This window comes from Pseudomonas gregormendelii (assembly GCF_017114825.1).
Lineage (GTDB): Bacteria > Pseudomonadota > Gammaproteobacteria > Pseudomonadales > Pseudomonadaceae > Aquipseudomonas > Aquipseudomonas gregormendelii.
On the sequence record NZ_JADEVO010000001.1, the window covers coordinates 100,856 to 125,178 of the forward strand.

21 protein-coding genes are annotated in these 24,323 nt (G+C 61.3%); 10 read left to right on the forward strand and 11 right to left on the reverse strand.

Features of this window, described 5'->3' with window-relative positions; translation table 11 throughout:
• The first annotated feature begins 4 nt into the window (after window positions 1–4).
• The 9 genes from murD (at window position 5) to lpxC (ending at window position 10,471) form a co-directional block, all read left to right on the forward strand.
• The gene (gene murD, locus IMW75_RS00510) at window positions 5–1,351 is read left to right on the forward strand and encodes a UDP-N-acetylmuramoyl-L-alanine--D-glutamate ligase (protein WP_205891609.1); all 1,347 of its coding nucleotides are present in this window, start codon (window positions 5–7) and stop codon (window positions 1,349–1,351) included.
• Entirely contained in the window at window positions 1,348–2,565 is a 1,218-nt protein-coding gene (gene ftsW / locus IMW75_RS00515; protein WP_045059289.1) for a putative lipid II flippase FtsW, read from the forward strand. Before murD ends, ftsW begins: the two co-directional genes overlap by 4 nt.
• A complete protein-coding gene (gene murG, locus IMW75_RS00520; protein ID WP_205891610.1) occupies window positions 2,555–3,625 on the forward strand; it encodes an undecaprenyldiphospho-muramoylpentapeptide beta-N-acetylglucosaminyltransferase in 1,071 nt (356 codons plus the stop codon). The genes ftsW and murG overlap by 11 nt, the downstream gene beginning before the upstream one ends.
• Window positions 3,618–5,078: a UDP-N-acetylmuramate--L-alanine ligase gene (murC, locus tag IMW75_RS00525; protein WP_205891611.1), complete on the forward strand. Its 1,461-nt coding sequence runs from the start codon at window positions 3,618–3,620 to the stop codon at window positions 5,076–5,078. The genes murG and murC overlap by 8 nt, the downstream gene beginning before the upstream one ends.
• Window positions 5,075–6,031 carry a D-alanine--D-alanine ligase gene (locus tag IMW75_RS00530; protein WP_122838791.1) on the forward strand — a complete coding sequence of 319 codons (957 nt, stop codon included), beginning with the start codon at window positions 5,075–5,077 and terminating at the stop codon, window positions 6,029–6,031. The genes murC and IMW75_RS00530 overlap by 4 nt, the downstream gene beginning before the upstream one ends.
• A 4-nt stretch (window positions 6,032–6,035) precedes the next feature.
• Entirely contained in the window at window positions 6,036–6,905 is an 870-nt protein-coding gene (locus IMW75_RS00535; RefSeq protein WP_045059293.1) for a cell division protein FtsQ/DivIB, read from the forward strand.
• 15 nt (window positions 6,906–6,920) lie between these two features.
• The gene (gene ftsA, locus IMW75_RS00540) at window positions 6,921–8,180 is read left to right on the forward strand and encodes a cell division protein FtsA (RefSeq protein ID WP_045059294.1); all 1,260 of its coding nucleotides are present in this window, start codon (window positions 6,921–6,923) and stop codon (window positions 8,178–8,180) included.
• A 73-nt stretch (window positions 8,181–8,253) separates the two neighbouring features.
• On the forward strand, window positions 8,254–9,447 hold the full coding sequence (gene ftsZ / locus IMW75_RS00545) for a cell division protein FtsZ (RefSeq protein WP_045059295.1): 1,194 nt from the start codon (window positions 8,254–8,256) through the stop codon (window positions 9,445–9,447).
• 112 nt (window positions 9,448–9,559) lie between these two features.
• Window positions 9,560–10,471 carry a UDP-3-O-acyl-N-acetylglucosamine deacetylase gene (gene lpxC / locus IMW75_RS00550; protein WP_045059296.1) on the forward strand — a complete coding sequence of 304 codons (912 nt, stop codon included), beginning with the start codon at window positions 9,560–9,562 and terminating at the stop codon, window positions 10,469–10,471.
• A gap of 121 nt (window positions 10,472–10,592) precedes the next feature.
• Here the strand turns inward: lpxC and IMW75_RS00555 are convergent, their stop codons facing one another.
• From IMW75_RS00555 to IMW75_RS00580, 6 genes are all read right to left on the reverse strand, one after another.
• Window positions 10,593–12,095, reverse strand: coding sequence for a sensor domain-containing diguanylate cyclase (locus IMW75_RS00555; protein WP_205891612.1), 1,503 nt, complete (start codon window positions 12,093–12,095; stop codon window positions 10,593–10,595).
• A gap of 289 nt (window positions 12,096–12,384) precedes the next feature.
• Window positions 12,385–12,609 carry a hypothetical protein gene (locus IMW75_RS00560; protein WP_045059297.1) on the reverse strand — a complete coding sequence of 75 codons (225 nt, stop codon included), beginning with the start codon at window positions 12,607–12,609 and terminating at the stop codon, window positions 12,385–12,387.
• Window positions 12,610–12,896: 287 nt separating this feature from the next.
• Window positions 12,897–14,261, reverse strand: a complete 1,365-nt coding sequence (locus IMW75_RS00565; protein ID WP_205891613.1) for a heavy metal sensor histidine kinase — start codon at window positions 14,259–14,261, stop codon at window positions 12,897–12,899.
• Entirely contained in the window at window positions 14,251–14,928 is a 678-nt protein-coding gene (locus tag IMW75_RS00570; protein ID WP_045059299.1) for a heavy metal response regulator transcription factor, read from the reverse strand. Before IMW75_RS00570 ends, IMW75_RS00565 begins: the two co-directional genes overlap by 11 nt.
• Before the next feature lie 9 nt (window positions 14,929–14,937).
• Window positions 14,938–18,039: a multidrug efflux RND transporter permease subunit gene (locus IMW75_RS00575; RefSeq protein WP_205891614.1), complete on the reverse strand. Its 3,102-nt coding sequence runs from the start codon at window positions 18,037–18,039 to the stop codon at window positions 14,938–14,940.
• Window positions 18,036–19,196 carry an efflux RND transporter periplasmic adaptor subunit gene (locus IMW75_RS00580; RefSeq protein WP_045059301.1) on the reverse strand — a complete coding sequence of 387 codons (1,161 nt, stop codon included), beginning with the start codon at window positions 19,194–19,196 and terminating at the stop codon, window positions 18,036–18,038. Before IMW75_RS00580 ends, IMW75_RS00575 begins: the two co-directional genes overlap by 4 nt.
• 289 nt (window positions 19,197–19,485) lie before the next feature.
• On the opposite strand from IMW75_RS00580, the gene IMW75_RS00585 reads away from it, so the two are divergent.
• Window positions 19,486–19,743: a hypothetical protein gene (locus tag IMW75_RS00585; RefSeq protein ID WP_045059302.1), complete on the forward strand. Its 258-nt coding sequence runs from the start codon at window positions 19,486–19,488 to the stop codon at window positions 19,741–19,743.
• Window positions 19,744–19,830: 87 nt separating this feature from the next.
• On the opposite strand, the gene IMW75_RS00590 is transcribed toward IMW75_RS00585, so the two are convergent.
• From IMW75_RS00590 to norR, 5 genes are all read right to left on the reverse strand, one after another.
• Window positions 19,831–20,580: a YkgJ family cysteine cluster protein gene (locus IMW75_RS00590; protein WP_205891615.1), complete on the reverse strand. Its 750-nt coding sequence runs from the start codon at window positions 20,578–20,580 to the stop codon at window positions 19,831–19,833.
• A gap of 84 nt (window positions 20,581–20,664) precedes the next feature.
• Entirely contained in the window at window positions 20,665–20,991 is a 327-nt protein-coding gene (locus IMW75_RS00595; RefSeq protein ID WP_045059304.1) for a hypothetical protein, read from the reverse strand.
• 157 nt (window positions 20,992–21,148) lie between these two features.
• Window positions 21,149–21,607: a GNAT family N-acetyltransferase gene (locus IMW75_RS00600; protein ID WP_205891705.1), complete on the reverse strand. Its 459-nt coding sequence runs from the start codon at window positions 21,605–21,607 to the stop codon at window positions 21,149–21,151.
• 27 nt (window positions 21,608–21,634) lie between these two features.
• On the reverse strand, window positions 21,635–22,537 hold the full coding sequence (locus tag IMW75_RS00605) for a chemotaxis protein CheV (RefSeq protein WP_045059306.1): 903 nt from the start codon (window positions 22,535–22,537) through the stop codon (window positions 21,635–21,637).
• A 136-nt stretch (window positions 22,538–22,673) separates the two neighbouring features.
• Window positions 22,674–24,224, reverse strand: a complete 1,551-nt coding sequence (gene norR, locus IMW75_RS00610) for a nitric oxide reductase transcriptional regulator NorR (RefSeq protein ID WP_205891616.1) — start codon at window positions 24,222–24,224, stop codon at window positions 22,674–22,676.
• Window positions 24,225–24,323: the final 99 nt, after the last annotated feature.

Here is a 24,323-nt window from a genome sequence, read left to right on the forward strand (position 1 = left end):
ACGAGTGTCTCTGATCGCTTCTGACCACTTCCGCATCGTTGTCGGCCTCGGCAAGAGCGGCATGTCCCTGGTTCGCTTCCTGGCGAACCGGGGCACGTCGTTTGCTGTCGCCGACACGCGGGAAGATCCACCGGAACTGGCCACGCTCAAGCGTGACTATCCGCACGTGGAAGTGCGTTGTGGCGAGCTTGACGTCGAGTTCCTGTGCCGTGCCGACGAGCTCTACGTGAGCCCCGGCCTGGCGCTGGCGACCCCGGCCTTGCAGGCCGCCGCCGCCCGTGGGGTGAAATTGTCCGGTGACATCGAGCTGTTCGCGCGTAACGCGAAGGCACCGATAGTCGCCATCAGTGGTTCCAATGCGAAAAGCACCGTCACCACCCTCGTCGGCGAGATGGCCGCAGCGGCCGGCAAGCGCGTGGCGGTCGGCGGGAACCTGGGCACGCCGGCGCTGGACCTGCTCGCCGACGACGTCGAGCTGTATGTCATGGAACTGTCGAGCTTCCAGCTGGAAACCACCGACAATCTCGGCGCTGAAGTGGCGACCGTGCTCAACGTCAGCGAAGACCACATGGACCGCTACAGCGGCCTGCCGGCCTATCACCTGGCCAAGCACCGGATCTTCCGCGGCGCCCGCCAGTTCGTGGTCAACCGCCAGGATGCCCTGAGCCGTCCGCTGATGGGCGAAGGCCAGCCATGCTGGACCTTCGGCCTGAGCAAACCTGATTTCAAGGCATTCGGTATCCGCGAAGAAGACGGCGAGAAGTACCTGGCCTTCGAATTTCAAAACCTGATGCCGGTGCGCGAGTTGAAGATTCGCGGTGCCCACAATCAATCCAACGCCCTGGCGGCATTGGCGCTGGGGCACGCCGTGGGCCTGCCGTTCGACGCCATGCTGTCGAGCCTGCACACCTTCGCCGGCCTTGAACACCGATGCCAATGGGTCCGCGACCTGGATGGCGTGGGCTACTACAACGACTCCAAGGCCACCAACGTAGGCGCCGCACTGGCAGCCATCGAAGGCCTGGGCGCCGATATCGACGGCAAGGTCGTGCTGATCGCCGGTGGCGACGGCAAGGGGGCAGAATTCACCGACTTGCGCGATCCGGTGGCAGCCAACTGCCGTGCCGTGATCCTGATGGGCCGTGACTCCGACAAGATCGGTGCAGCCATTGGCGACCGTGTGCCGCTGATCCGCGTCGGCTCCCTGGTCGAGGCGGTGGAACAATGCCGCGCCGCCGCCCATCCAGGTGACGTGGTGCTGCTGTCGCCGGCCTGCGCCAGTTTCGACATGTTCAAGAATTACGAAGACCGTGGTCACCAGTTCGTCCGCGCTGTGGAGGATCTGGCATGAGCCTGCTTAATATCATCAAGCCGTACCCGTCGCCGATCATTACCGGGCGCGGCATCGATCTCGACTTCCCGATGCTCGCCGGGTGCCTGGCATTGCTGGGCCTGGGCCTGGTGATGATTGCCTCGGCGTCGACCGAAGTCGCTGCCGTACAGTCGGGCAGCGCCCTCTATTACATGATCCGCCACCTGATCTATGTGGTGCTGGGCCTGGGCGCCTGCATCGTCACCATGATGATCCCGATCGCCACCTGGCAGCGCCTGGGCTGGCTGATGCTGATTGGCGCGTTCGGCTTGCTGGTGATGGTGATCATTCCCGGCATTGGCCGTGAAGTGAACGGTTCGATGCGCTGGATCGGCTTCAGCTTCTTCAACGTGCAGCCTTCCGAAATCGCCAAGGTGTTCGTGGTGATCTACCTCGCCGGCTACCTGGTGCGGCGCCAGAAAGAAGTACGTGAAAGCTGGATGGGCTTTTTCAAACCGTTCATCGTGCTGCTGCCGATGGCCGGCCTGTTGCTGATGGAACCGGACTTCGGTGCCACCGTCGTGATGATGGGTGCCGCTGCGGCCATGCTGTTTCTCGGCGGGGTCGGGTTGTTCCGCTTCCTGCTGATGGTGCTGCTGGCAGTCGGCGCAGTCGTGCTGCTGATCCAGATGCAGCCTTACCGGATGGCGCGTCTGACCAACTTTGCCGACCCATGGGCTGACCAGTTTGGCGCCGGCTACCAGCTGTCCCAGGCGTTGATCGCTTTCGGTCGCGGCGAGTGGCTGGGCGTTGGCCTGGGCAACAGCGTGCAAAAGCAGTTTTACCTGCCGGAAGCCCACACCGACTTCGTGTTCTCGGTCCTGGCCGAAGAGCTGGGTGCGGTAGGTTCGCTGTTCACGGTTGCGCTGTTTGCCTTCGTCTGTGTGCGCGGGATGTACATCGGTTATTGGGCGGAAAAAGCCAAGCAGTTCTTTGCCGCCTACATCGCCTATGGCCTGTCGTTCCTGTGGATCGGTCAATTCCTGATCAACATCGGCGTGAACGTCGGCCTGTTGCCAACCAAGGGCCTGACCCTGCCGTTCCTCAGCTATGGCGGCAGCTCGCTGGTGATCTGCTGTGCGTGCCTGGGCCTGCTGCTGCGCATCGAATGGGAGAGTCGAACCCATCTTGGCAGCGAAGAGATGGAATTCCAGGAAAGCGACTTCGCCGAGGAGCCGACCCATGGGCGCTAACGTGCTGATCATGGCGGGCGGCACCGGTGGCCACGTGTTCCCGGCGCTGGCCTGTGCACGCGAGTTCCAGGCCCGCGGTTATACCGTGCACTGGCTCGGCACCCCGCGTGGCATCGAGAACGAACTGGTACCGATGGCCGGTATCGAGCTGCACCGCATCAATGCCAGTGGTCTGCGTGGCAAGGGCAAGTTGTCGCTGCTCAAGGCTCCGATCATGTTGCTCAAGTCGGTCTGGCAGGCGCGGGCGATCATTCGCCAGCTGCAGCCGGTCTGCGTGGTCGGCTTTGGTGGCTATGTGACCGGTCCTGGTGGTGTTGCTGCCAAACTGGCCGGTGTGCCAGTGATCGTTCACGAGCAGAACGCGGTGGCCGGTACCGCCAATCGGTTGCTGGTGCCGTTGGCCGCCCGGGTGTGTGAAGCCTTCCCCGACACCTTTACCCTGTCGGACAGCCGCCGTACCACTGGCAACCCGGTGCGTACCGAACTGTTCCTCGAAACACCGCGTTCGGCCCTGGCCGGTCGCAAAGCGCGTTTGCTGATCCTGGGCGGAAGCCTGGGCGCAGAGCCATTGAACAAGTTGCTGCCTGAAGCCCTGGCCCAAGTCGCTGGCGACCTGCGCCCGGAAGTGTTCCATCAGGCTGGCAAAAACCACGATGAAGTGACTGCAGAGCGCTACCGCGCTGCCGGCGTCGAGGCGCAGGTGCAGCCTTTCATCAAAGACATGGCCCAAGCCTATGGCTGGGCCGACCTGGTGGTGTGCCGCGCAGGCGCGCTGACCATCAGTGAACTGGCTGCCGCCGGTCTGCCCTCGATGCTGGTGCCTTTGCCCCATGCCATCGACGATCACCAGACCCGCAACGCCGATTATTTGGCCCGTGAAGGCGCTGCCTTCCTGATGCCACAAAGAACGACCGGCGCTGCGGATCTTGCCGCACGCCTGACAGAGGTCCTGATGCAACCGCAACGACTCAATGACATGGCCACCGCAGCCCGCCGCCTGGCCAAACCAGATGCTACCCGTAACGTTGTCGATACCTGCCTGGAGGTGGCCCATGGTTGAGAATCAGAAAGCCATGCCTCATCCGGAGATGCGCCGCATCCGTCGCATCCACTTCGTCGGTATCGGCGGCGTGGGCATGTGCGGCATTGCCGAAGTGTTGTTGAACCTGGGTTATGAAGTGTCCGGTTCCGACCTGAAGGCTTCGCCGGTGACCGAGCGCCTGGAATCCTTCGGTGCCCACATCTTTATCGGCCACCGCGCCGAGAACGCCGCGACGGCCGATGTGCTGGTCACTTCGAGCGCCGTGAACACCTCCAACCCGGAAGTCGCCACCGCCCTGGAACGTCGAATCCCGGTGGTGCCGCGCGCCGAAATGCTGGCTGAATTGATGCGCTACCGTCACGGCATTGCCGTCGCCGGTACCCATGGCAAAACCACCACCACCAGCCTGATCGCTTCGGTGTTCGCCGCAGGTGGCCTGGACCCGACGTTCGTCATCGGCGGTCGTCTGAATGCAGCAGGCACCAATGCCCAGCTCGGTACCAGCCGGTACCTGATCGCCGAGGCCGATGAAAGTGACGCCAGTTTCCTGCACTTGCAGCCGCTGGTGGCCGTGGTCACCAACATCGACGCCGATCACATGGCGACCTACGACGGCGACTTCAACAAGCTGAAGAAGACCTTCGTCGAGTTCCTTCACAACCTGCCGTTCTACGGTCTGGCGGTAGTGTGCCTGGACGATCCGGTGGTGCGCGAAATCCTTCCACTGGTCAAGCGTCCGACCGTCACCTACGGCTTCGGCGATGACTGCGACGTGCGCGCAATCAATGTGCGCCAGCAGGGCATGCAGACCTTCTTCACCGTGCTACGCCCTGAGCGCGAGCCGCTGGATGTCTCGGTGAACATGCCGGGCAATCACAACGTATTGAACGCCCTGGCGACCATCTGCATCGCCACCGACGAAGGCGTCAGCGACGAGGCCATCGTCCAGGGCCTGTCGGGCTTCCAGGGTGTCGGCCGACGCTTCCAGGTTTACGGCGAACTGCCGGTAGAGGGCGGCAACGTGATGCTGGTGGATGACTACGGCCACCACCCGACCGAAGTCGCCGCCGTGATCAAGGCCGTGCGCGGTGGCTGGCCGGAGCGCCGTCTGGTGATGGTCTACCAGCCGCACCGCTACAGCCGCACCCGCGACCTGTACGACGATTTCGTCAATGTACTGGCCGACGCCAACGTGCTGCTACTGATGGAAGTCTATCCGGCCGGTGAGGAACCCATCCCGGGCGCCGACAGCCGCAAGCTGTGCAACAGCATCCGCCAGCGTGGTCAGCTCGACCCGATCTACATCGAGCGCGGCGTTGACCTTGCACCGATCGTCAAGCCACTGCTGCGTGCCGGCGACATCCTGCTGTGCCAGGGCGCGGGTGATATCGGTGGCCTCGCCCCGAAACTGTTGAACAGTCCGTTATTCGTTGGCGCCGTTGCTGCGCCGAGCGTGGGGAAGTTGAAATGACCGCTGCATACGCCAACCTCTTTTCCACCATCGCGCCGAAAGACTTCGGTCGGGTGGCCGTGCTGTTCGGTGGCCGGAGCGCCGAGCGCGAGGTTTCCCTGAAATCGGGTAACGCCGTGCTCGAGGCGCTGCAAAGCGCCGGGGTGGATGCGTTTGGTCTCGACGTGGGCGACGATCTGTTGCAACGCCTGCTGAGCGAAAAGATCGACCGCGCCTTCATCATTCTCCACGGTCGTGGCGGTGAAGACGGCAGCATGCAGGGCCTGCTCGAATGCCTGGGCATCCCGTACACCGGCAGTGGCATCCTCGCGTCGGCGCTGGCCATGGACAAGTTGCGCACCAAGCAGGTCTGGCACAGCCTCGGCATTCCGACGCCACGCCACGCCGTGCTCTGCAGCGAGGCCGATTGTATTTCTGCAGCGACGGAACTGGGCTTCCCTTTGATCGTCAAACCGGCCCATGAAGGTTCAAGTATCGGCATGGCCAAAGTGACTTCCACGTCCGAGTTGATCGACGCCTGGAAAGCGGCCAGTACCTACGATTCGCAAGTGTTGGTCGAGCAATGGATTCAAGGTCCGGAGTTCACCATCGCCACCCTGCGTGACCAGGTGTTGCCTCCGATTGCCCTGGGCACACCGCACAGCTTCTACGACTACGACGCCAAGTACGTGGCCTCCGATACCCAATACCGGATCCCGTGCGGGCTCGACAGCAACAAAGAGAAAGAATTGATCGACCTCACGGCGAAAGCCTGTGAGGCGCTGGGTATCGCCGGTTGGGGCAGGGCAGACGTGATGCAGGACGCCGATGGGCAGTTCTGGTTTCTCGAAGTCAATACCGCGCCGGGCATGACTGATCACAGCCTGGTGCCGATGGCGGCCCGTGCTGCCGGTCTGGATTTCCAGCAACTGGTTCTGGCCATTTTGGCCGCCAGCCTAGAGCCGCGAGGTTAAGACCATGCAAGGCGCCCAGCTGAGACATCAGCCTCCCGCACCGCCCGGCCGTAAGCCGGTGCCGCGGGGTGCAAGCCGAATGGTGGCCAAAGAGCCGATGTCCGCGCGCCTGCCGAAAGCCAACTTCGGTTTTCTCAAAGCCCTGTTCTGGCCAGTGCTGCTGGTCGCCCTGGGTTTCGGTACTTACGAAGGTGCGCAGCGTTTGCTGCCTTACGCTGACCGGCCGATTAGCAAGATCGCGGTACAAGGCGACCTGAGCTACATCAGCCAGCAAGCAGTGCAGCAGCGGATCGCCCCTTTTGTGGCGGCGAGCTTCTTCACCATCGACCTGGCGAGCATGCGTACCGAACTGGAGCAAATGCCCTGGATCGCCCACGCCGAAGTGCGGCGGGTATGGCCGGACCAGGTTGTGATTCGCCTGGAAGAGCAGCTGCCGGTGGCCCGTTGGGGCGATGAGTCGTTGCTTAACAACCAGGGCCAGGCGTTCACCCCGCGTGAGCTGGCGAACTACGAACACCTGCCACAGCTGTTCGGTCCACAACGGGCCCAGCAGCAGGTGATGCAGCAGTACCAGGTGCTGAGCCAGATGCTCAGGCCGTTGGGCTTCTCGATTGCACGGCTGGAACTGCGTGAACGCGGCAGCTGGTTCCTGACCACCGGAGCCGGCAGTGCAGGCCCAGGCATCGAGTTGCTGCTGGGACGCGGCAACCTGTTGGAAAAGATGCGCCGTTTTATCGCCATCTATGACAAGACGCTTAAAGAACAGATTACGAACATTGCGCGCATCGATCTGCGCTACGCCAACGGCCTCGCTGTTGGCTGGCGGGAACCTGCAGCGCCCACGACAGCCCAACCCGCTGTCGCGAAGAATTAAGAAGAGGCAGGACCCATGGCAAACGTGCAAAGCGGCAAAATGATCGTCGGTCTGGATATCGGCACTTCCAAGGTGGTGGCGCTGGTCGGCGAGGTCGCGGACGATGGCACGCTGGAAATCGTCGGGATAGGTACGCACCCTTCCCGTGGCCTGAAAAAAGGCGTGGTGGTGAACATCGAGTCCACCGTGCAATCGATCCAGCGCGCAATCGAAGAAGCGCAGCTGATGGCCGGTTGCCGGATCCACTCGGCGTTCGTCGGCGTGGCGGGTAATCACATCCGCAGCCTGAACTCCCACGGCATCGTGGCGATTCGTGATCGCGAAGTCAGCTCCGCCGACCTCGAGCGGGTTCTTGACGCTGCCCAGGCCGTGGCGATCCCGGCTGACCAGCGTGTGCTGCACACCCTGCCTCAGGACTACGTGATCGATAACCAGGAAGGCGTACGTGAGCCCCTGGGTATGTCCGGCGTCCGTCTGGAAGCCAAGGTCCACGTGGTCACCTGCGCCGTCAACGCTGCTCAGAACATCGAGAAGTGCGTGCGTCGCTGCGGCCTGGAAATCGACGACATCATTCTCGAGCAACTGGCTTCGGCCTATTCGGTCCTGACCGACGACGAGAAAGAGCTGGGCGTGTGCCTGGTCGACATTGGCGGCGGCACCACCGACATCGCCATCTTCACCGAAGGTGCGATCCGTCACACCGCAGTGATCCCGATTGCGGGCGACCAGGTGACCAACGACATCGCCATGGCGTTGCGCACACCGACCCAGTACGCCGAAGAAATCAAGATCCGCTACGCCTGCGCCCTGGCCAAGCTGGCCGGTGCTGGCGAGACCATCAAGGTGCCAAGCGTTGGCGACCGGCCACCGCGCGAGCTGTCCCGCCAGGCCCTGGCCGAAGTGGTCGAGCCGCGTTACGACGAACTCTTCACCCTGATCCAGGCCGAGCTGCGTCGCAGCGGTTACGAAGACCTGATCCCGGCCGGCATCGTGCTGACCGGTGGCACCTCGAAAATGGAAGGCGCGGTCGAACTGGCCGAGGAAATTTTCCACATGCCGGTCCGCCTGGGCGTGCCGCATGGCGTCAAGGGCCTGGATGACGTGGTGCGCAACCCGATCTATTCCACTGGCGTTGGCCTGTTGATGTACGGCCTGCAGAAGCAGTCTGACGGGATTTCGTTCTCGGGCATCAGTAGCCGCGACGGCTATAGCAATGAAGAAGCCAAACCTGCCTTGCTCGATCGCATCAAGAGCTGGGTACAAGGCAACTTCTAAAGAATTACGCAGCACCGCACGACCGCAACAAACGCAGTAGGCGAAAAAACTAGAGAATGTAAGGAGAGGGAAAATGTTCGAACTCGTAGACAACATCCCCGCAAGCCCGGTTATTAAAGTTATCGGTGTTGGCGGAGGCGGCGGCAACGCTGTCAACCATATGGCCAAGAGCAACATTGAAGGCGTCGAATTCATTTGCGCTAACACTGATGCCCAAGCGCTGAAAAGCGTCGGCGCGCGGACCATCCTGCAATTGGGCACAGCCGTGACCAAGGGCCTCGGCGCTGGCGCCAATCCGGAAGTCGGCCGTCAAGCCGCGCTGGAAGACCGCGAGCGTATTGCTGAAGTGCTGCAAGGCACCAACATGTTGTTCATCACCACCGGCATGGGCGGCGGTACCGGTACCGGTGCGGCCCCGATCATTGCCGAAGTGGCCAAGGAAATGGGGATTCTGACGGTTGCTGTCGTGACCCGTCCGTTCCCTTTCGAAGGCCGCAAGCGCATGCAGATCGCCGACGAAGGTATCCGTCTGCTGTCTGAAAGCGTCGACTCGTTGATCACCATCCCCAACGAGAAGCTGCTGACCATCCTCGGCAAGGACGCAAGCCTGTTGTCGGCTTTCGCCAAGGCTGACGATGTACTGGCGGGTGCCGTTCGCGGTATCTCCGACATCATCAAGCGTCCCGGCATGATCAACGTCGACTTTGCCGACGTACGTACCGTGATGAGCGAAATGGGCATGGCGATGATGGGCACTGGCTGCGCCAGCGGTCCGAACCGTGCACGCGAGGCCACCGAAGCGGCCATTCGCAACCCGTTGCTGGAAGACGTGAACCTGCAAGGTGCACGCGGCATCCTGGTGAACATCACCGCCGGTCCTGACCTGTCCCTGGGTGAGTACTCCGACGTGGGTAGCATCATCGAAGCCTTCGCTTCCGAGCACGCCATGGTCAAGGTCGGTACCGTTATCGATCCGGACATGCGCGACGAGCTGCACGTGACTGTAGTAGCGACCGGCCTGGGCGCGAAAATCGAGAAGCCGGTGAAGGTCATCGACAACACCATGCACACCTCCGTGACCTCGCAGCCACAGCAACACGCGCCCGCTCGTCAGGAAGCTCCTGCCGTGAACTACCGTGATCTGGACCGTCCGACCGTCATGCGCAACCAGGCCCAGGCCGGTGCAGCGACTGCCGCGAAGATGAATCCGCAAGATGACCTGGACTACCTGGACATCCCGGCCTTCCTGCGTCGTCAGGCCGATTGATGGAATGTATCAGGGCTATGAAGGTGATTGGTGTTCAGCAAAGGTCTGGTCTGCTATTATCGCCAGCCTTTGTTGATACCAGTTCGCAATTTGCGCTGAAGCGGCCCAAGCCATGATTAAACAACGCACACTGAAAAATATTATCCGTGCCACAGGTGTAGGCCTGCACTCCGGGGAGAAGGTATACCTGACCCTCAAGCCCGCACCTATCGACACCGGCATTGTGTTTTGTCGTGCCGATCTCGACCCTGTGGTGCAGATTCCTGCCCGCGCGGAAAACGTTGGTGAAACCACGATGTCGACCACGCTGGTCAGTGGTGACACCAAAGTGGATACGGTGGAGCACTTGCTCTCGGCCATGGCTGGCCTGGGCATCGATAACGCCTACGTCGAGCTCTCCGCGTCCGAAGTTCCAATCATGGATGGTAGCGCTGGACCTTTCGTATTCCTGATTCAGTCGGCTGGCCTGGAAGAACAGGACGCCGCCAAGAAATTCATCCGCATCCTGCGTGAAGTGACAGTGGAAGATGGCGACAAGCGCGCCACTTTCGTCCCTTTCGAAGGGTTCAAGGTGAGTTTCGAGATCGATTTCGATCACCCGGTTTTCCGTGACCGCACACAAAGTGCAAGCGTGGATTTTTCCAGCACTTCGTTTGTAAAAGAAGTCAGCCGCGCCCGTACCTTTGGTTTCATGAGTGATATCGAGTACCTGCGCAAGCACAACCTCGCACTCGGCGGCAGCGTTGAAAACGCTATTGTGGTCGACGCGGATGGCGTACTGAACGAAGACGGCCTTCGCTATGAAGACGAATTCGTGAAGCACAAGATCCTCGATGCTATTGGTGACCTCTACCTGCTGGGCAATAGCCTGATAGGTGAGTTCAAGGGCTTCAAGTCCGGGCATGCATTGAACAACCAGCTGCTGCGCAAGTTGATTGAGCAGACAGATGCTTGGGAAGTCGTGACTTTCGAAGACGCCAGCACTGCACCGATCTCTTACATGCGTCCAGTTGCGGCCGTGTAAGTAAAAACCTCTCTAGTTTTTAAGGGCTGCCTTCGGGTGGCCTTTTTTTATGGCTCTTAACAAACATTTCGTTGCTTGATCCGGCGTCATCGCGAGCAGGCCTGACGGGGCAGCGAAACCATCAACTGCCTGCCACTACCCGATTGCGCCCCTGCTCCTTGGCCTGATACAGCGCCTTGTCCGCTGCAAACAGCAGTTGCTCCAGGGTCACATCCGTCTGGGTAGTCCAGGTGCTGATACCGATACTGACGGTCATGGGTAGCTCGTCTCCCTCCGTCTTCGGCAACTGTTGCACCGCCATCCGGATCTTTTCGGCAATCTGCCGGGCACCCGTGCTGTCAGTTTCCGCCAGGATCACCGAAAACTCCTCGCCACCGTAGCGCGCCACCAGGTCCGCAGGACGCCGTACATTGGCCGCGATTACCTTGGCGATCGTGCGCAAGGCCTCGTCCCCGCCTTGATGCCCATGACGGTCATTGAAGGCCTTGAAGTGATCGGCGTCGATCATCAGCACCGACAGCGGCTGGCCTGAGCGTTGTGCGCGAAACCATTCGTGGCGCAGGGTCAGGTCAAGGATCCGGCGGTTGGCGACCCCGGTCAGGGAATCGGTGGCGGCCAGTTGCGCCAGTTCCTGTTCGGCTTGATGGCGCAAACGCAGTTCCCGACACAGCAACCAGCTAAGCCACAGCAAGCCAATGCACAGCACGCCCGTAGCCCCGCTGATCACCAGCGCCGTGCGCCGCCAGGCGGCAAACACGTCGTTGCCGGACAGCGCGACGATGACCGTCAGCGGCAGATTACCAACCCGGGAAAAGGTATAGAGGCGTTGCCGGCCATCGATACTCGAAACGCTCTCGAAGCTGCCACTGCCTTCGCGCAGGATGCGCACGACATTGGGGCGGGTGGCGAAGCTCTTGCCGATCGAGTCATGCTCCAGGTAGGGCTTCTGCGCCAGGAGGATGCCTGCGTCGTCGATGATGTTCAGCGTGCTGTCGCTGCCGATGTACAGGCTGTTGAACAGCTGGTCGAAGTAGGTCAGGCGCATTGATGCCACGGCTACTCCCAGGAACTCCCCGGTCGACGAGGCAATACGACGGCTGAAGCTGATTCGCCATTCATTGCTGTCCTCGCAATCGCAGCGGGGCTTGAACGGGCGACTGATGTACATGCCGCTGCCGGTGTTGGTGACGTGGGCCTGAAAGTAGTCGCGGTCGGCGAAATTTCCTGGCCGGGGCTCTATCAGGGATGAGTCGGCGAGGACCTCGCCATGCTTGTCGAGTAGCAGGATATCGCCTTTGAATCGGGCCGTGGTGGAGCGGTCGAACAGCACCAGGTGGCGGATCTGCGGTGAGACCTGGCGCAGGTCGTCCCGTTGCGCGGCAGCGATCAGGCCTTGCAGGGTCATGTCGTAGAGCTCGACGGTGCGCAACACGTCGGCATCGATGAGTTGCGCAATGGTGGTTGCGCTGCGGGTGGCGGTCTCCTTCGCTCCGGCATGTTCGCGGATCAGCAGGAAGGTGACGATGCCGAGAATCGCGATGACCGTCAGGGTGCTGCCGAGGATCACCATGAGTTCAGGTCGACCGGTCTTGCCTGAAAATTGAGGGAGGCGACTGGCGGTCATGGGCATGAGGTCTGCGTGAACTTCGGTTGGGCATTTGTAGGAGCGAGCTTGCTCGTGAAGAACGTCGAGGCATCGCGTTGTTCCAGACAGCCTGCGTTATCGTTAACGTTTTTCGCGAGCGAGCTCGCTCCTACAGAGTTAAGCAGGTAGTGGACCGTTTTGCCTATCGTTGCACTTATTGCAAGAATTGGCAGGCGAAAAAAAGCCGCTGATAGCAGCGGCTTGAAGACAACTTTTCAAAGGGAAGAGCCGATGAAAAGTGTCGAGGGAAATAGAATTCTGCAGCGGGTCAGCTGTCTTTCCCGGCCTCGGGCTGGGCGTGGAGCGTCGATGCTTGCGGGGTCTGGCCAGCGTCCTGAGCCTTGGCCGTCATCTCACCCTGATAGGCTTCGAACGCCGCAGCGCGTTCAGCGTTGCGGGTGGCGAAGGTCAGGGACTCTTCAGCCATGGCGAGTGGGGAAAGGAACAATGAGGACAAAACGAAAGCGCTGGCAATACCCATGGAGTTGGACATCTTTAAAACCTTCTTGCTTGGCAAGTGCTGTTTGGTGGCGCAAAGATAAGGCTGAACGGGGAGGGGAAAAAGAGTGGATTCGTGAAAGGACTGTTGCGTATTTGGCAAAAATAGCCGTTGCTTGGCGTGTGCCTGTTACCGCCGGAGTGCGGGGGCCCGCATCGCGAGCAGGCTCACTCCCACAATTGATTTCAAAGTGTTGGGGAAAATCCCTGTGGGAGTGCCCCTGCTCGCGATTGCGGCGGGTCAGGCCGTATATTTTCAGCGGGAAGAACCCAGCTGGCGTATCAGATGGGCAGGTGAATCCCGAACGTATTCACGCCCTCATCACTGCGCGCAAACACATCCCCGCCATGCATCAGGGCAATGGCCTTGACGATCGCCAGCCCCAAGCCATGGTTGTTCCCGCTGTTGCTGCGCGAAGCATCAACCCGGTAGAAGCGCTCGAACAGGCGCGGCAGGTGCTCGCTGGCGATCGGCGCGCCCGGGTTGGCCACGCCAATGCTGACCTGATGAGCCTGGGCTTCGATGCGCACAAGGATCACCTGCCCGGGCTCCGTGTGCTGCACGGCATTACTCAACAAGTTGATGAGCGCCCGGCGCAGGTGTGCGATCTCGATTCGCACCTGCGCGTCGCCGCTGACCTGGACCTCAACCTGAGCGTCCTCGAGGATGAAATCCAGGTACTCCAGGGTGGTCGCCACTTCACCCGCCAGTGAGGTCGAAGTCAGTTTGGTGGCCTTGCTGCCCTGGTCGGCACTGGCCAGGAACAACATGTCGTTGATGATCGAGCGCAGTCGCTCCAGTTCCTCGAGGTTCGATTGCAGCACTTCGAAGTAATGTTCCGCCGACCTTCCGCGAGTCAGCGCGACCTGGGTCTGGCCGATCAGGTTGGTCAGTGGCGAGCGCAATTCATGGGCCACGTCGGCATTGAAGGACTCAAGGCGTGAGTAGGCCTGCTCGACCCGCTCCAGCGTCGAATTGAATGAGCTGACGAACTGGTTCAGCTCCGGCGGCAGCGGCGACAGTTGCAACCGGGCGGATAGAAGTGGCGGCGCCAGGCGTTGGGCTTCCTGGGATAATTTGATCAGGGGTTTGAGGCCGATGCGTGCCACCCAATAGCCAAGCGCAGAAGCCAGCAGCACGCCAACGATCGCCAGGCTGATCAGCGCGATCAGCAAGTGGTGCTGCGTCTGGAAAAAGGTTTCGGTGTCGATGCCGATCATGAAGCGCAGCGCGGGACGCTGGTCCTTGGCGGGAAACTGACTGACCAACACCTTGAGTGGATAAGGCTGGTCCGGCAGCTTCAGGTCGCGCATGCCCAGGGGGCCTTGGGCAAAGGCGCGGATCCGGGGCGTGAGCTCGCCGTATTCATAGTGGGGATCGCCGCTGATGATCCAGAAGCGTATGCGCTTGTCTTCCTCGCCCAGCAGCTTGAGCTTGTTGTTGATCTTCACCCAGTGCTCGGGCGTGCCGTAACGTCCGACGGTGGATTCGAGCACGCTGTAGCGCGCATCCAGTTCGGCTTCGGGCAGCAGGCCCAGGCCCTTGTCGACCTGCTGGTACAAGGCCCCGCCAATCAACAGGAACACCAGCAACGCCACCAGCGTGAACATGCCACTGAGGCGCAGGGCGATCGAGTTACTGGACACTACGGCTCTCCAGCACGTAGCCCATGCCGCGAATGGTGTGCAGCAATTTCTCGTCGAAAGGCCCGTCGAGTTTGGCGCGCAGACGCTTGATCGCGACCTCGACGACGTTCGCATCGCTGTCGAAATTAATGTCCCAGACCATCTCGGCGATCGCGGTCTTCGAGAGAATTTCACCTTGGCGACGGGCCAGTACGCTCAGCAGCGAGAACTCCTTGGCGGTCAGGTCCAGGCGGGTTCCGGCACGGGTCGCCTTGCGGCTGATCAGGTCGATCCACAAGTCGGCGATGCTCACCTGCACGGGTTCATGTCCGCCACTGCGGCGGGTCAGCGCTTGCAGGCGCGCGACCAGTTCGAGGAAGGAGAACGGCTTGCCCAGGTAGTCGTCGGCACCATCGCGCAAGCCCTTGATGCGGTCTTCGACTCGCTCGCGGGCGGTCAGCATGATCACCGGGGTTTGCTTGCGCGCACGCAGCGCCCGCAGGACGCCAAAGCCGTCGAGGCCCGGCAGCATGACGTCGAGGACGATTACCGCATAGTCACTTTCCAGCGCCATGTGCAGGCCTTCCACGCCGTCGCGCGCTAGGTCCACGGTGTAGCCTTGTTCCGTCAGGCCGCGGTGCAGGTAGTCTGCGGTTTTTTCTTCGTCTTCGATAATCAGGACGCGCATGACCCCGCCTCAGTCTGTGGTCGCCAGCGCCGCTACCGGGGCTGGTTCAGGTCGATGGAATAGCCGCTCCAGCCACAAGTATATGACCGGCGTGGTGAACAGCGTCAGCGCCTGGCTCACCAGCAGGCCACCGACCACCGCAATCCCCAGTGGCTGGCGCAGTTCGGCGCCGGTGCCGTAGCCGAGCATCAACGGCAAGGCGCCCAGCAGTGCGGCGAGGGTGGTCATGATGATCGGCCGGAACCGCGTGATACAGGCTTCATAGATGGCTTCTTGCGGTGTCAGGCCACGGTTGCGCTGGGCATCGAGGGCAAAATCAATCATCAGGATACCGTTTTTCTTCACGATGCCGATCAGCAGTACCAGGCCGATCAGCGCCATGATCGAAAAGTCCTGCCCGCAGATCCACAGCATGATCACGGCCCCGAGCCCCGCCGATGGCAGCGTCGAGATAATGGTCAGCGGGTGGACAAAGCTCTCGTAGAGCACGCCGAGGATGATGTACACGGCCACCAGCGCCGCCAGGATCAGCCACGGCTGGCTGGCCAGCGAACTCTGGAAGGCCTGGGCTGCGCCCTGGAAATTACCGCTCATGGCGGCAGGCATGCCGATCTCGGCCTTGGCCTGGTTGAGCATGATCACTGCATCGCCCAAGGCCACGCCGGGGGCCAGGTTGAATGACAGGTTGGCGGCCGGGAACATGCCATCGTGGGCAATGGACAGCGGGCCCACCGTTGGCGCATCGAATCGGGCGAGGGCCGAAAGGGGCACCATTTCCCCGCTCAATGGCGAGCGCAGATAGAAATAGTTGAGGCTTTCTGCTTTGCCGCGTTGCCGGGTGTCCAGCTCCAGAATGACGTTGTACTGGTTGATCTGGGTCTGAAATTCGTTGATCTGGCGCTGGCCGAAGGCGTCGTACAGCGCTTCGTCGACATCGCTTGCGGTCAGGCCGAAACGCGCGGCGGCGCTGCGGTCGATGCTGATGTGGGTGATGCTGCCGCCCAGTTGCAGGTCGTTGGAGATGTCGCGGAACGCCGGATTGCTGCGCAGCTTGTCGGTCAGGCGCTGGGTCCAGGTGCTGAGCGTCGCGCCGTCGTTGCTCTTGAGCACGTATTGATACTGCGCGCGGCTCGGGCCGGAGCTCAGGTTGATGTCCTGGCCGGCACGCAGGTACAGCACGATGCCGGGGACTTTCATCAATTGCGGACGAATCCGGTCGATGAACTCGCTGGCCGAGACATCACGGTCGCCGCGTTTTTTCAGGGATATCCAGAACCGGCCGTTGGCGATGGTCTGGTTGCTGCCCGACACGCCGACCGAATGGGAGAACACCTGCACGGCCGGGTCGGCGGCGACTATCTCGGCCATGGCCAGGTGTTTTTTCACCATGTCACCGTAGGAAATATCCGCAGCGGCTTCGGTGGTGCCCAGGACGAACCCGGTGTCCTGCACCGGAAAGAAACCCTTGGGAATGAATATGTAGCCGGCAATGGCCAGGCCCAACGAAACGCCGAACACCCCGATCATCAGCTTCTGGTGCGCCAGGGCACGACGCAAGCCTTTTTCGTACCACCCCAGCAGGCGTTCGCCGAACCCCGGCTTGCGGTTGGCATGATGCACCGGCGCACGCATGAACAGCGCGGCCAGGGTCGGCGCGAGGGTCAGCGACACTACGACCGAAATCATGATGGTAGCGGTGGCGGTCAGGGCGAACTCCTTGAACAGCCGCCCGACCACGCCGCCCATGAACAGCAGCGGGATGAACGCCGCCACCAGCGAGAAGCTGATCGAGACCACGGTGAAACCGATCTCGCCCGCACCTTTGATCGCCGCCTCGCGCATGCCATCGCCGGCCTCCAGGTGACGGTGGATGTTCTCCACCACCACAATCGCATCGTCGACCACAAACCCCACGGCCACCACGATGGCAACCAGGGTCAGGTTATTCAGGCTGAAGCCCATGATGTACATCAGGGCGAAACTGGCGACCAGCGAAACCCCCAGAACCGCCGAGACGATCAGCGTTGCGGAGAGCTGGCGCAGGAACAGCGCCATGACCGCGACGACCAGGGCGATTGCGATCAGCAGGGTAATTTCCACCTCGTGCAGCGACGCACGGATGGTCTGCGTGCGGTCGATCAGCACCTTGACCTGGACCGAGGCCGGCAACATGGCCTCCAGGCCGGGCAACGCGGCCTGGATGCGGTCGACTGTTTCGACAATGTTGGCCCCCGGCTGGCGCGAGATCACCAGGTTCACCCCGGGTTGATCACCGGCCCAGGCTTGCACGTAGGCATCTTCCGAACCGTTGACGACTTTGGCCACGTCCTTGAGATGAACCGGGGCACCGTCCTTGTAGGAAACAATGAGTTGGCCGTATTCCTCGGGGTGGAACAACTGATCGTTGGTTGACAGGGTCGAGATGCTTGATTCACCGTACAGCGCACCTTTGGCCAGGTTGAGGCTGGTCTGCTGAATGGCCACGCGGATGTCGGCCAGGGTCAGGCCGATCGCTGCGAGCTTGTCTGCGGAAGCCTGGACGCGGATGGCCGGACGCTGCTGACCGGTAATATTGATTTGGCCTACGCCGTCGATCTGACTGATCTGCCGCGCCAGCAGGGTTTCCACCAGATCGCTGAGTTCCGGGCCGGGCAGCAGGGTCGAATTGATGCTGAGGATCAGCACCGGGCTGTCGGCCGGGTTGACCTTGCGCCAGGTTGGCAGGTTAGGCATGTCCTTGGGCAGTTTGCCTGAGGCCGTGTTGATCGCCGCCTGCACTTCCTGGGCGGCGGTGTCGATGCTTTTGTCGAGGGTGAACTGCAGGGTCAGGTTGGTCGAGCCCAGGGCGCTGCTCGAGGTCATCTGGGTCACGCCGGGGATGGCGCTGAATTGCACTTCAAGCGGCGTGGCCACCGATGAAGCCATGGTTTCCGGGCTGGCCCCGGGCAATTGCGCAGCCACCTGGATGGTGGGGAATTCGGCTTCCGGCAGGGGTGCGATCGGCAATTTCGGGAACGCGATCACCCCGAGCAGCACCAGGGCGAACGTCAGCAGGATCGTCGCGACCGGATGATCGATGCACCAGGCGGAAACCGAACCGCGGCCTTTCATGACTTGGGCTCCGACTGCACGACCTGCGGCGGCTCGGTCAGCACCTGCACCGTGGAGCCGGGCTTGAGCCGGGATTGACCGTCACTGACCAGTACATCGCCGGGCTTCACGCCCTTGATAATGTCCTGCCCGCTGCCTTGATACACCATCTGCACAGGGACGATTTCAACCTTGTCACCCTTGACCCGGTAGACGAAATGTTGATCAAGCCCGCGCTGTACGACCGTGGGTGGAACCACCAGCGCGGCTTTATCCAGGGCTGTCTGAATTTTTACCGTCACCAGCAGGCCGGGCCAGAGTTTTTGCCCGGGATTGTTGAATTCGGCCTTGGCGCGGATGGTCCCGGTGTTCGCATTGATCTGGTTGTCGATCAGCGTCAGATGCCCCTCGCCCAGCAGGTTGCCGGTCTCGCCGTCGGTGTCGGCACCGATGTAGGCTGATACCTGCGCATGCTCGGGGTCGTTGATCAGGCCTTGCAGGGTCGGCAGCATTTGCTGGGGCAGGGAAAACTCCACGGCAATCGGGTCGATCTGGGTCACCGTGAATAGCCCCTGCGTATCGGTCATGCGCAGGACATTGCCTTCGTCTACCGTGCGAATACCCACTCGCCCGGTGACCGGGGAGCGAATCTGCGTGTAGGAAAGTTGTACTTGCGCCGCATCGATCGAGGCCTGGTTACCTTGGGCCGTGGCCTTGAGCTGGTTGACCAGCGCCTGCTGCTGATCATAGGTCTGCTTCGACACGCCATCGTCGACGCTGAGCAATTTGTAGCGCTTGAGGTTGACCAGTGCCACCTGCAACTGCGCCTGGCTTTCACCCAATTGCGCGCGGGCCTGATCAAGGTTGGCGCGAATCGTGCGGTCATCGATGGTGGCGAGCAGGTCGCCTGCTTTCACCAATTGTCCTTCCTTGACCAGCAATTTGGTGAGCACACCATCGATCTGCGGACGCACCACCACACTGTGCAGGGACAGCACTGAACCAATGCCGCTGACAAAGCGCGGAACATCTTTTTCAGCGACGTTCACTACGCGCACGGGAATGGCGTTCGGCGTGGCCAGTTTCGCCGTGGCTGGCTTGCTCAGGTACCAGATGCCCAGCGCAATCAGCGCGATCAGAAGGGTGGCGAGCAGGGCGGTCTTTTTCTGGATTCGCATGCGAGTGGGGCGCCGGGCAGAAGATCGAAATGGGAGGGAGATTTATACCTCCCTTATAGCCCTGTTACACCGTCAGCAAAGTGACTGCCAACTGACAGCGCTGTCAGTTTGGCTGCCAAGGCTGTAAGAGGCACCGTCACCTACCCGTAGGCAGCGGTTGTCAGCAGGCGTTGAAAATTCTTGCAGTGCCGACCGAAGGTGCGCGTGCGTGGGTCGGCCGGGCAGGTATACTGCCGCCTTTCGCGGCTCGCTGACCGGGCCCGACTCTTTTGCATCACCCGGAGCTTTCATGACTTCCCCGACACAACCGCCGGTTGCCGACGCTTCGAGCGACGCCTCGGCAGACTTGCCAGACAGCGTCGACTCCAACGCAGACAGCGAAACCAAAACTGCAATCCCGGCCTTCAAGTTCCCGTTCAAGCCAGGTGAGCTCGCTGCGACAAAAAACGCCAGCCAGCCCTGGTACAAGAATGGCGCGAAGAATGGCCACACCAAGACCCCAGGCGCTGCGCCTCCGGGTACCCGTCGTTCGATGGGTAAGCGCTAGGTTTCTGGATAATTGCTGATGGGTGCACTGCCATCGCGAGCAGGCTCGTTCCCACAGGGGCGGGCTTGGCCGCGATAGGTGTTCAGATCAGGCCGACCGCAACGAAATAAACGCATAGTTTTGCGCTGCCTCGCTGGTCACCTCGGCACCGGCGGCTTGCACCTGGCCGGCGATGTCGTCGCCTGACACATGGAACAGCCACTCACTGGCCCATTCCGGCAGCGTCTGGCCGGCCAGCTCATCGAAGATCGTGGCAAATTCCGCCATATCCGGCAGGTACGCGGTGAACCCGTCGCCCTTCAACGCCGTGGTGCGAATGCCCAATAGCGCGCACATCGCATCCTTGACCAGCACGTCGTCGCGGTCCGCCTGGCGGGAGCGCTGGATCAGCTCGGCCAGTGGCTGATCTACCAGGGTGCCGCCGACGATCAGGTTCGGGCCGCTTTCCCACGATTGTGGCGGGCATTCCTTCACCGCGATGTCGAGCGGAATGTGCGGATTGATCTCCATGGGGTAGATGCGGCAGACCAACGGGCGGCGGTCATAGATGCGACACAGGTTGTCTTCGTCAAGATTCCGGCAGCGACCCTGGTTGTAGGCGGCAAAGGTAATGGCCACGAAGGCCTCGGTTTCGCCGCTGCTGACCTGCACCGAGCGACGCTCGGCATGTTCGCGTTGCTGCACTGGCAGGCCCAGGCCATTAGCGAGAAAACCCTCGACCAGCACGATCACCTGACCGCCGTCAGCGGCCCACATGCGGGCTTCATCCAGGGTCAGGGGGACATGGTGATCGGTGCAGCATTTGCCACAACCTACGCAGGAAAACGTCGTATTCATTGAGCAGTCAGTCGCATCCGAAGGCAGTCAAGCGGTGACGGAAAATCACCACGCAGGCCTGCCTGGAAGCAAGTTATGCGCCATTCACCGGTTTTTGGCCGGCGGGCGGATGGAATCCCACTCGGTGACATAGGCTGTTTTGCTTTTCTTGTTGTAGAGGCACAGCTCGGTGCCTTGCTGGCCTTTCATGTGTTTTTGCGGGTACTGGCCTTGCAGCAGCAGTGCGGTGTACTCGACCCGGTCATCGAATTGAGCGGCGTTGCCAACCGGTTTGGCGTTCTTCAGGCCGCTCGCCTTGGTGCAACTGGTGAGCACAGCCTTGTCGAAGGCGGCCCAGGCGTCGGAGCTGGAAGCCTGGGCCTGAGTGGCGAGGGCGCCGAGGCAGATGAAGGTCAGGGTGATTGCTTTCATGGGTTCCGGGATCCTGGGGCATGGGTTGTCCGAAGTTGGAGTATGCCTCCACAGGATAAGTTTGCCCGACCGCCAAAAGATCGCAGCCTTCGGCAGCTCCTACAGGGTCGACCGCGTTCGTCTGCAGGAGCTGCCGCAGGCTGCGATCCTGGCGATATCAGGCAGGTACCGGTTCGCGCCGAACCACATACATCCCGACATGCTCATACAACCGCTGCGCCCTCAGGTTGTCTTCCAGCACCTTCAAATCGACAAATCCTTCGCGCCGACACTGGAATATGTTGAAAGCATGGAGCAGCAGTGCCTGGCCTAAACCTCGGCCTTGGGCCCGCGGATGCACCACCAGGTTTTTGATGTAGGCACTCGTCCAGCACTGGCAGACACCCACAATCCCTTCATCGTCCAGCGCGATGAAGCACAGGGACGGGTCGTACTCGGGATCGGTTTCAAAACGCCTTTGCCAGGTATCCAGGGCCGGCACGCGACCGCCACCGTGCAGATAACCCTGTTCCATCAAACGATGAACGGCTTCAGCCAGGTCCGGGCGGTACTCGCAGAGGACAATACCCTGCGGCCAAGTGATCGCAGGCACCGCTTCAGCGAGGTCGCGCCGCAGCAGAAAACAGAAATCCTTGCTCACACCTCAATGACCTTGTTCTGCAACGGTCTTGGCGGCTTCGATCAGGCACTTGGTCAGTTCCGGCGAGGAGAACTTGGTCAACACGGCGTTGGCGCCGGCAAGACGAGCCTTTTCGCTGTTCATCGCACTGTCCAGAGACGTGTGGAGCAACACATAGAGGTGGGAGAAATCCGGGGTTTCACGCAAGGTCCGGGTGAAGGCATAGCCGTCCATCTCCGACATTTCTATGTCTGAAACGATCAGGTTGATCTGCTGTTCGGTGCCTTGCAAGTCCAGCAGGCAATCGATGGCCTCCTTGGCGCTGCGGGCAGTGTGGCACTGCAGGCCGAGGTTGCGCAGGGTGTGCACCGATTGCTGCAATGCGGTCTGGCTGTCATCGACCACCAGGATCCGGGCGTTGCCGAGTATGTCGGCGTCTTCCATGCTGAGTTCGGTCGGTGCCGATTCGATCTGGGCCGGGGCAATGCCGTGGATGACCTTTTCGATATCCAGCACCTGCACCAGCGTGCCATCGACCGAGGTGACCCCGGTGATGTACGAGCGCGAGCCGCCAGAGCCGTAGGGCGGTGGGCGGATATCGGTGGTCAGGCAGTGGACGATCTTGCTCACTGCCTGCACGTGCAGGCCCTGTTTGGAGCGGCTGACATCGGTGACGATCAGGCAGCCACCGTTGGGGTCTTCCAGCGGTCGTTCGCCAATGGCACGGCTGAGGTCAATCACCGACAACGACATTCCGCGCAGGCTGGCGATGCCTTTGACGTGGGGGTGTGACTCCGGCATTTTGGTCAGCGGCGGGCAGGGGATGATTTCACTGACTTTCAGCAGGTTAATCGCCATCAGCTTGCCGCTGCGCAAGGTAAATAGCAGAAGCGAGAGTGAGTCTGCGCGGGCTTTGGTGGAGGACATAAAAACCTTCTGTGGAGAAAGGTGATGGGCGGGCCGGGGACCGCCAACAACTATCGATGCCGGGTTATCGACTTGTCGGGGGCAGGCTTTAGCCTTCAATCGATGTTCGATGGATCAAAAGATCGAACGAGCTCTGTTACTTCATGCCGAGGCGCTTGGCCATGCGTCCAAGGTTCGCCCGATCCAGGCCCAGCTCCCGCGCCGCGCTGGCCCAATTGTCGTGGTGGCGTTCCAGGCAAGCGCTGATCAGTTGTCGCTGATAATTTTCGGTTGCTTCACGCAGGTCACCCGACACCAGTGCCACCGCTGCACCGGCGGGTTGCTCTGGCACTGCTTCGACGTTGCCGTAGGGCAGGTCCAGATCCGCCGCGCTCAAGGTGAGAATCTTCGGCCGCTCCTTGCAGTGACCCAGCGCCTTCAGGGCGCTGCGGCCAATCAGGTGCTCCAGCTCTCGCACGTTGCCCGGCCAGTCGTAGGCCAGCAACGCGGCCTGGGCATCGCTGCTCAGACGCAGGCTGTTGAGGCCCATGCGTGAGCGGTTCTGCTCAAGGAAGTATCCGCTGAGCAACAGTACATCGCGCCCGCGGTCGCGCAGCGCCGGCACCAGCAGGGGATAGACGCTCAGCCGGTGATAAAAATCGGCACGATAGCGACCACTGCGCACTTCCTCGGCCAGGTCGCGGTTGGTCGCGGCAATCAAGCGCACGTTCACCTGATGTTCCTTGTCCGACCCCAGTCGTTGCAGCTGGCCGCTTTGCAGCACGCGCAGCAGTTTGGCCTGCACAGTCAGCGACAGCTCGCCCACTTCGTCGAGAAACAGCGTGCCGCCATTGGCCAGTTCGAATTTGCCGCGCCGGTCATTGGTGGCGCCGGTGAAGGCGCCGCGCACGTGGCCGAATAGCTCGCTTTCCACCAGGGTGTCGGGCAGGGCGGCGCAGTTGAGGCTGATGATCGGTTTCTCGGCGCGGGCAGACGCAGCGTGGATGGCCTGGGCCACCAGTTCCTTGCCGACCCCGGTTTCGCCAGTGATCAGTACGGTGAGGTCGCTGCTGCCCACCAGGTCGATTTCTTCAACCAGGCGTTTGAGCGCCTTGCTCTGGCCAATCATCTCGCGGTTCTGCTGGCCGCTCGCCTGGCGATAAACCTCGGCGCGCTGATGCTCGTCTTCGGCCCTGTTGGCCAGGCGTTCGATCCGTTCGGCTGCATTGACCGTGGCCGCCGCCAGGCTGGCGAACGCTTGCAGCGCATCCAGCTCAATCGGTTCGAAGCGTTGCGGATCTAGGGCATCGAGCGTCAGCAGGCCCCAGGGGCGTTCGTCGATAAACAACGGGCAGCCCATGCAGTCATGGACTTCCAGATGCTCATGCAGGCCATCGACCAGCCCATCGTAGGGGTCTGGCAGCTCGCTATCGGCGGCAAACCGGGTGGGGCCCGGACTGCTGAGCAGCGCTTCGAACCGCGGATGCTCGCTGATCTTAAAGCGCCGCCCCAGGGTATCGGTGCTCAGGCCGTCGACTGCCAGGGGCACCAGCCATTCGCCATCGATGCGCAGCAGGGCTGCGGCATCGCACGGCAGCAGGGCGCGCATGGCTTCGAGCAGGCGTCGATAGCGCTCGCCCTCCGGGAGCTCGCGGGACAGGTCAGAGACCAGCGGAAGCAGCGTGGTGAGCAAGGATTTTGCAGTCATAGTGACTCCATATAGTCGATATGACTATAAATCAAATCAGGTCTAAATGACTATATAGTTGGTAAGCTATTGATATATATGAAAATTAAATCTGGCATG

Excerpts from the sequence above, each read along its gene's own strand:
- IMW75_RS00580 (WP_045059301.1), bottom strand. The coding sequence starts at position 19,196 with ATGCGAATCCAGAAAAAGACCGCCCTGCTCGCCACCCTTCTGATCGCG.
- ftsW (WP_045059289.1), top strand. The coding sequence starts at position 1,348 with ATGAGCCTGCTTAATATCATCAAGCCGTACCCGTCGCCGATCATTACC.
- murG (WP_205891610.1), top strand. The coding sequence starts at position 2,555 with ATGGGCGCTAACGTGCTGATCATGGCGGGCGGCACCGGTGGCCACGTG.
- IMW75_RS00605 (WP_045059306.1), bottom strand. The coding sequence starts at position 22,537 with ATGTCCTCCACCAAAGCCCGCGCAGACTCACTCTCGCTTCTGCTATTT.
- IMW75_RS00570 (WP_045059299.1), bottom strand. The coding sequence starts at position 14,928 with ATGCGCGTCCTGATTATCGAAGACGAAGAAAAAACCGCAGACTACCTG.
- ftsZ (WP_045059295.1), top strand. The coding sequence starts at position 8,254 with ATGTTCGAACTCGTAGACAACATCCCCGCAAGCCCGGTTATTAAAGTT.
- ftsA (WP_045059294.1), top strand. The coding sequence starts at position 6,921 with ATGGCAAACGTGCAAAGCGGCAAAATGATCGTCGGTCTGGATATCGGC.
- lpxC (WP_045059296.1), top strand. The coding sequence starts at position 9,560 with ATGATTAAACAACGCACACTGAAAAATATTATCCGTGCCACAGGTGTA.
- IMW75_RS00555 (WP_205891612.1), bottom strand. The coding sequence starts at position 12,095 with ATGACCGCCAGTCGCCTCCCTCAATTTTCAGGCAAGACCGGTCGACCT.
- IMW75_RS00595 (WP_045059304.1), bottom strand. The coding sequence starts at position 20,991 with ATGAAAGCAATCACCCTGACCTTCATCTGCCTCGGCGCCCTCGCCACT.
- IMW75_RS00590 (WP_205891615.1), bottom strand. The coding sequence starts at position 20,580 with ATGAATACGACGTTTTCCTGCGTAGGTTGTGGCAAATGCTGCACCGAT.
- IMW75_RS00535 (WP_045059293.1), top strand. The coding sequence starts at position 6,036 with ATGCAAGGCGCCCAGCTGAGACATCAGCCTCCCGCACCGCCCGGCCGT.
- IMW75_RS00530 (WP_122838791.1), top strand. The coding sequence starts at position 5,075 with ATGACCGCTGCATACGCCAACCTCTTTTCCACCATCGCGCCGAAAGAC.
- IMW75_RS00575 (WP_205891614.1), bottom strand. The coding sequence starts at position 18,039 with ATGAAAGGCCGCGGTTCGGTTTCCGCCTGGTGCATCGATCATCCGGTC.
- IMW75_RS00585 (WP_045059302.1), top strand. The coding sequence starts at position 19,486 with ATGACTTCCCCGACACAACCGCCGGTTGCCGACGCTTCGAGCGACGCC.
- murC (WP_205891611.1), top strand. The coding sequence starts at position 3,618 with ATGGTTGAGAATCAGAAAGCCATGCCTCATCCGGAGATGCGCCGCATC.
- IMW75_RS00560 (WP_045059297.1), bottom strand. The coding sequence starts at position 12,609 with ATGTCCAACTCCATGGGTATTGCCAGCGCTTTCGTTTTGTCCTCATTG.
- norR (WP_205891616.1), bottom strand. The coding sequence starts at position 24,224 with ATGACTGCAAAATCCTTGCTCACCACGCTGCTTCCGCTGGTCTCTGAC.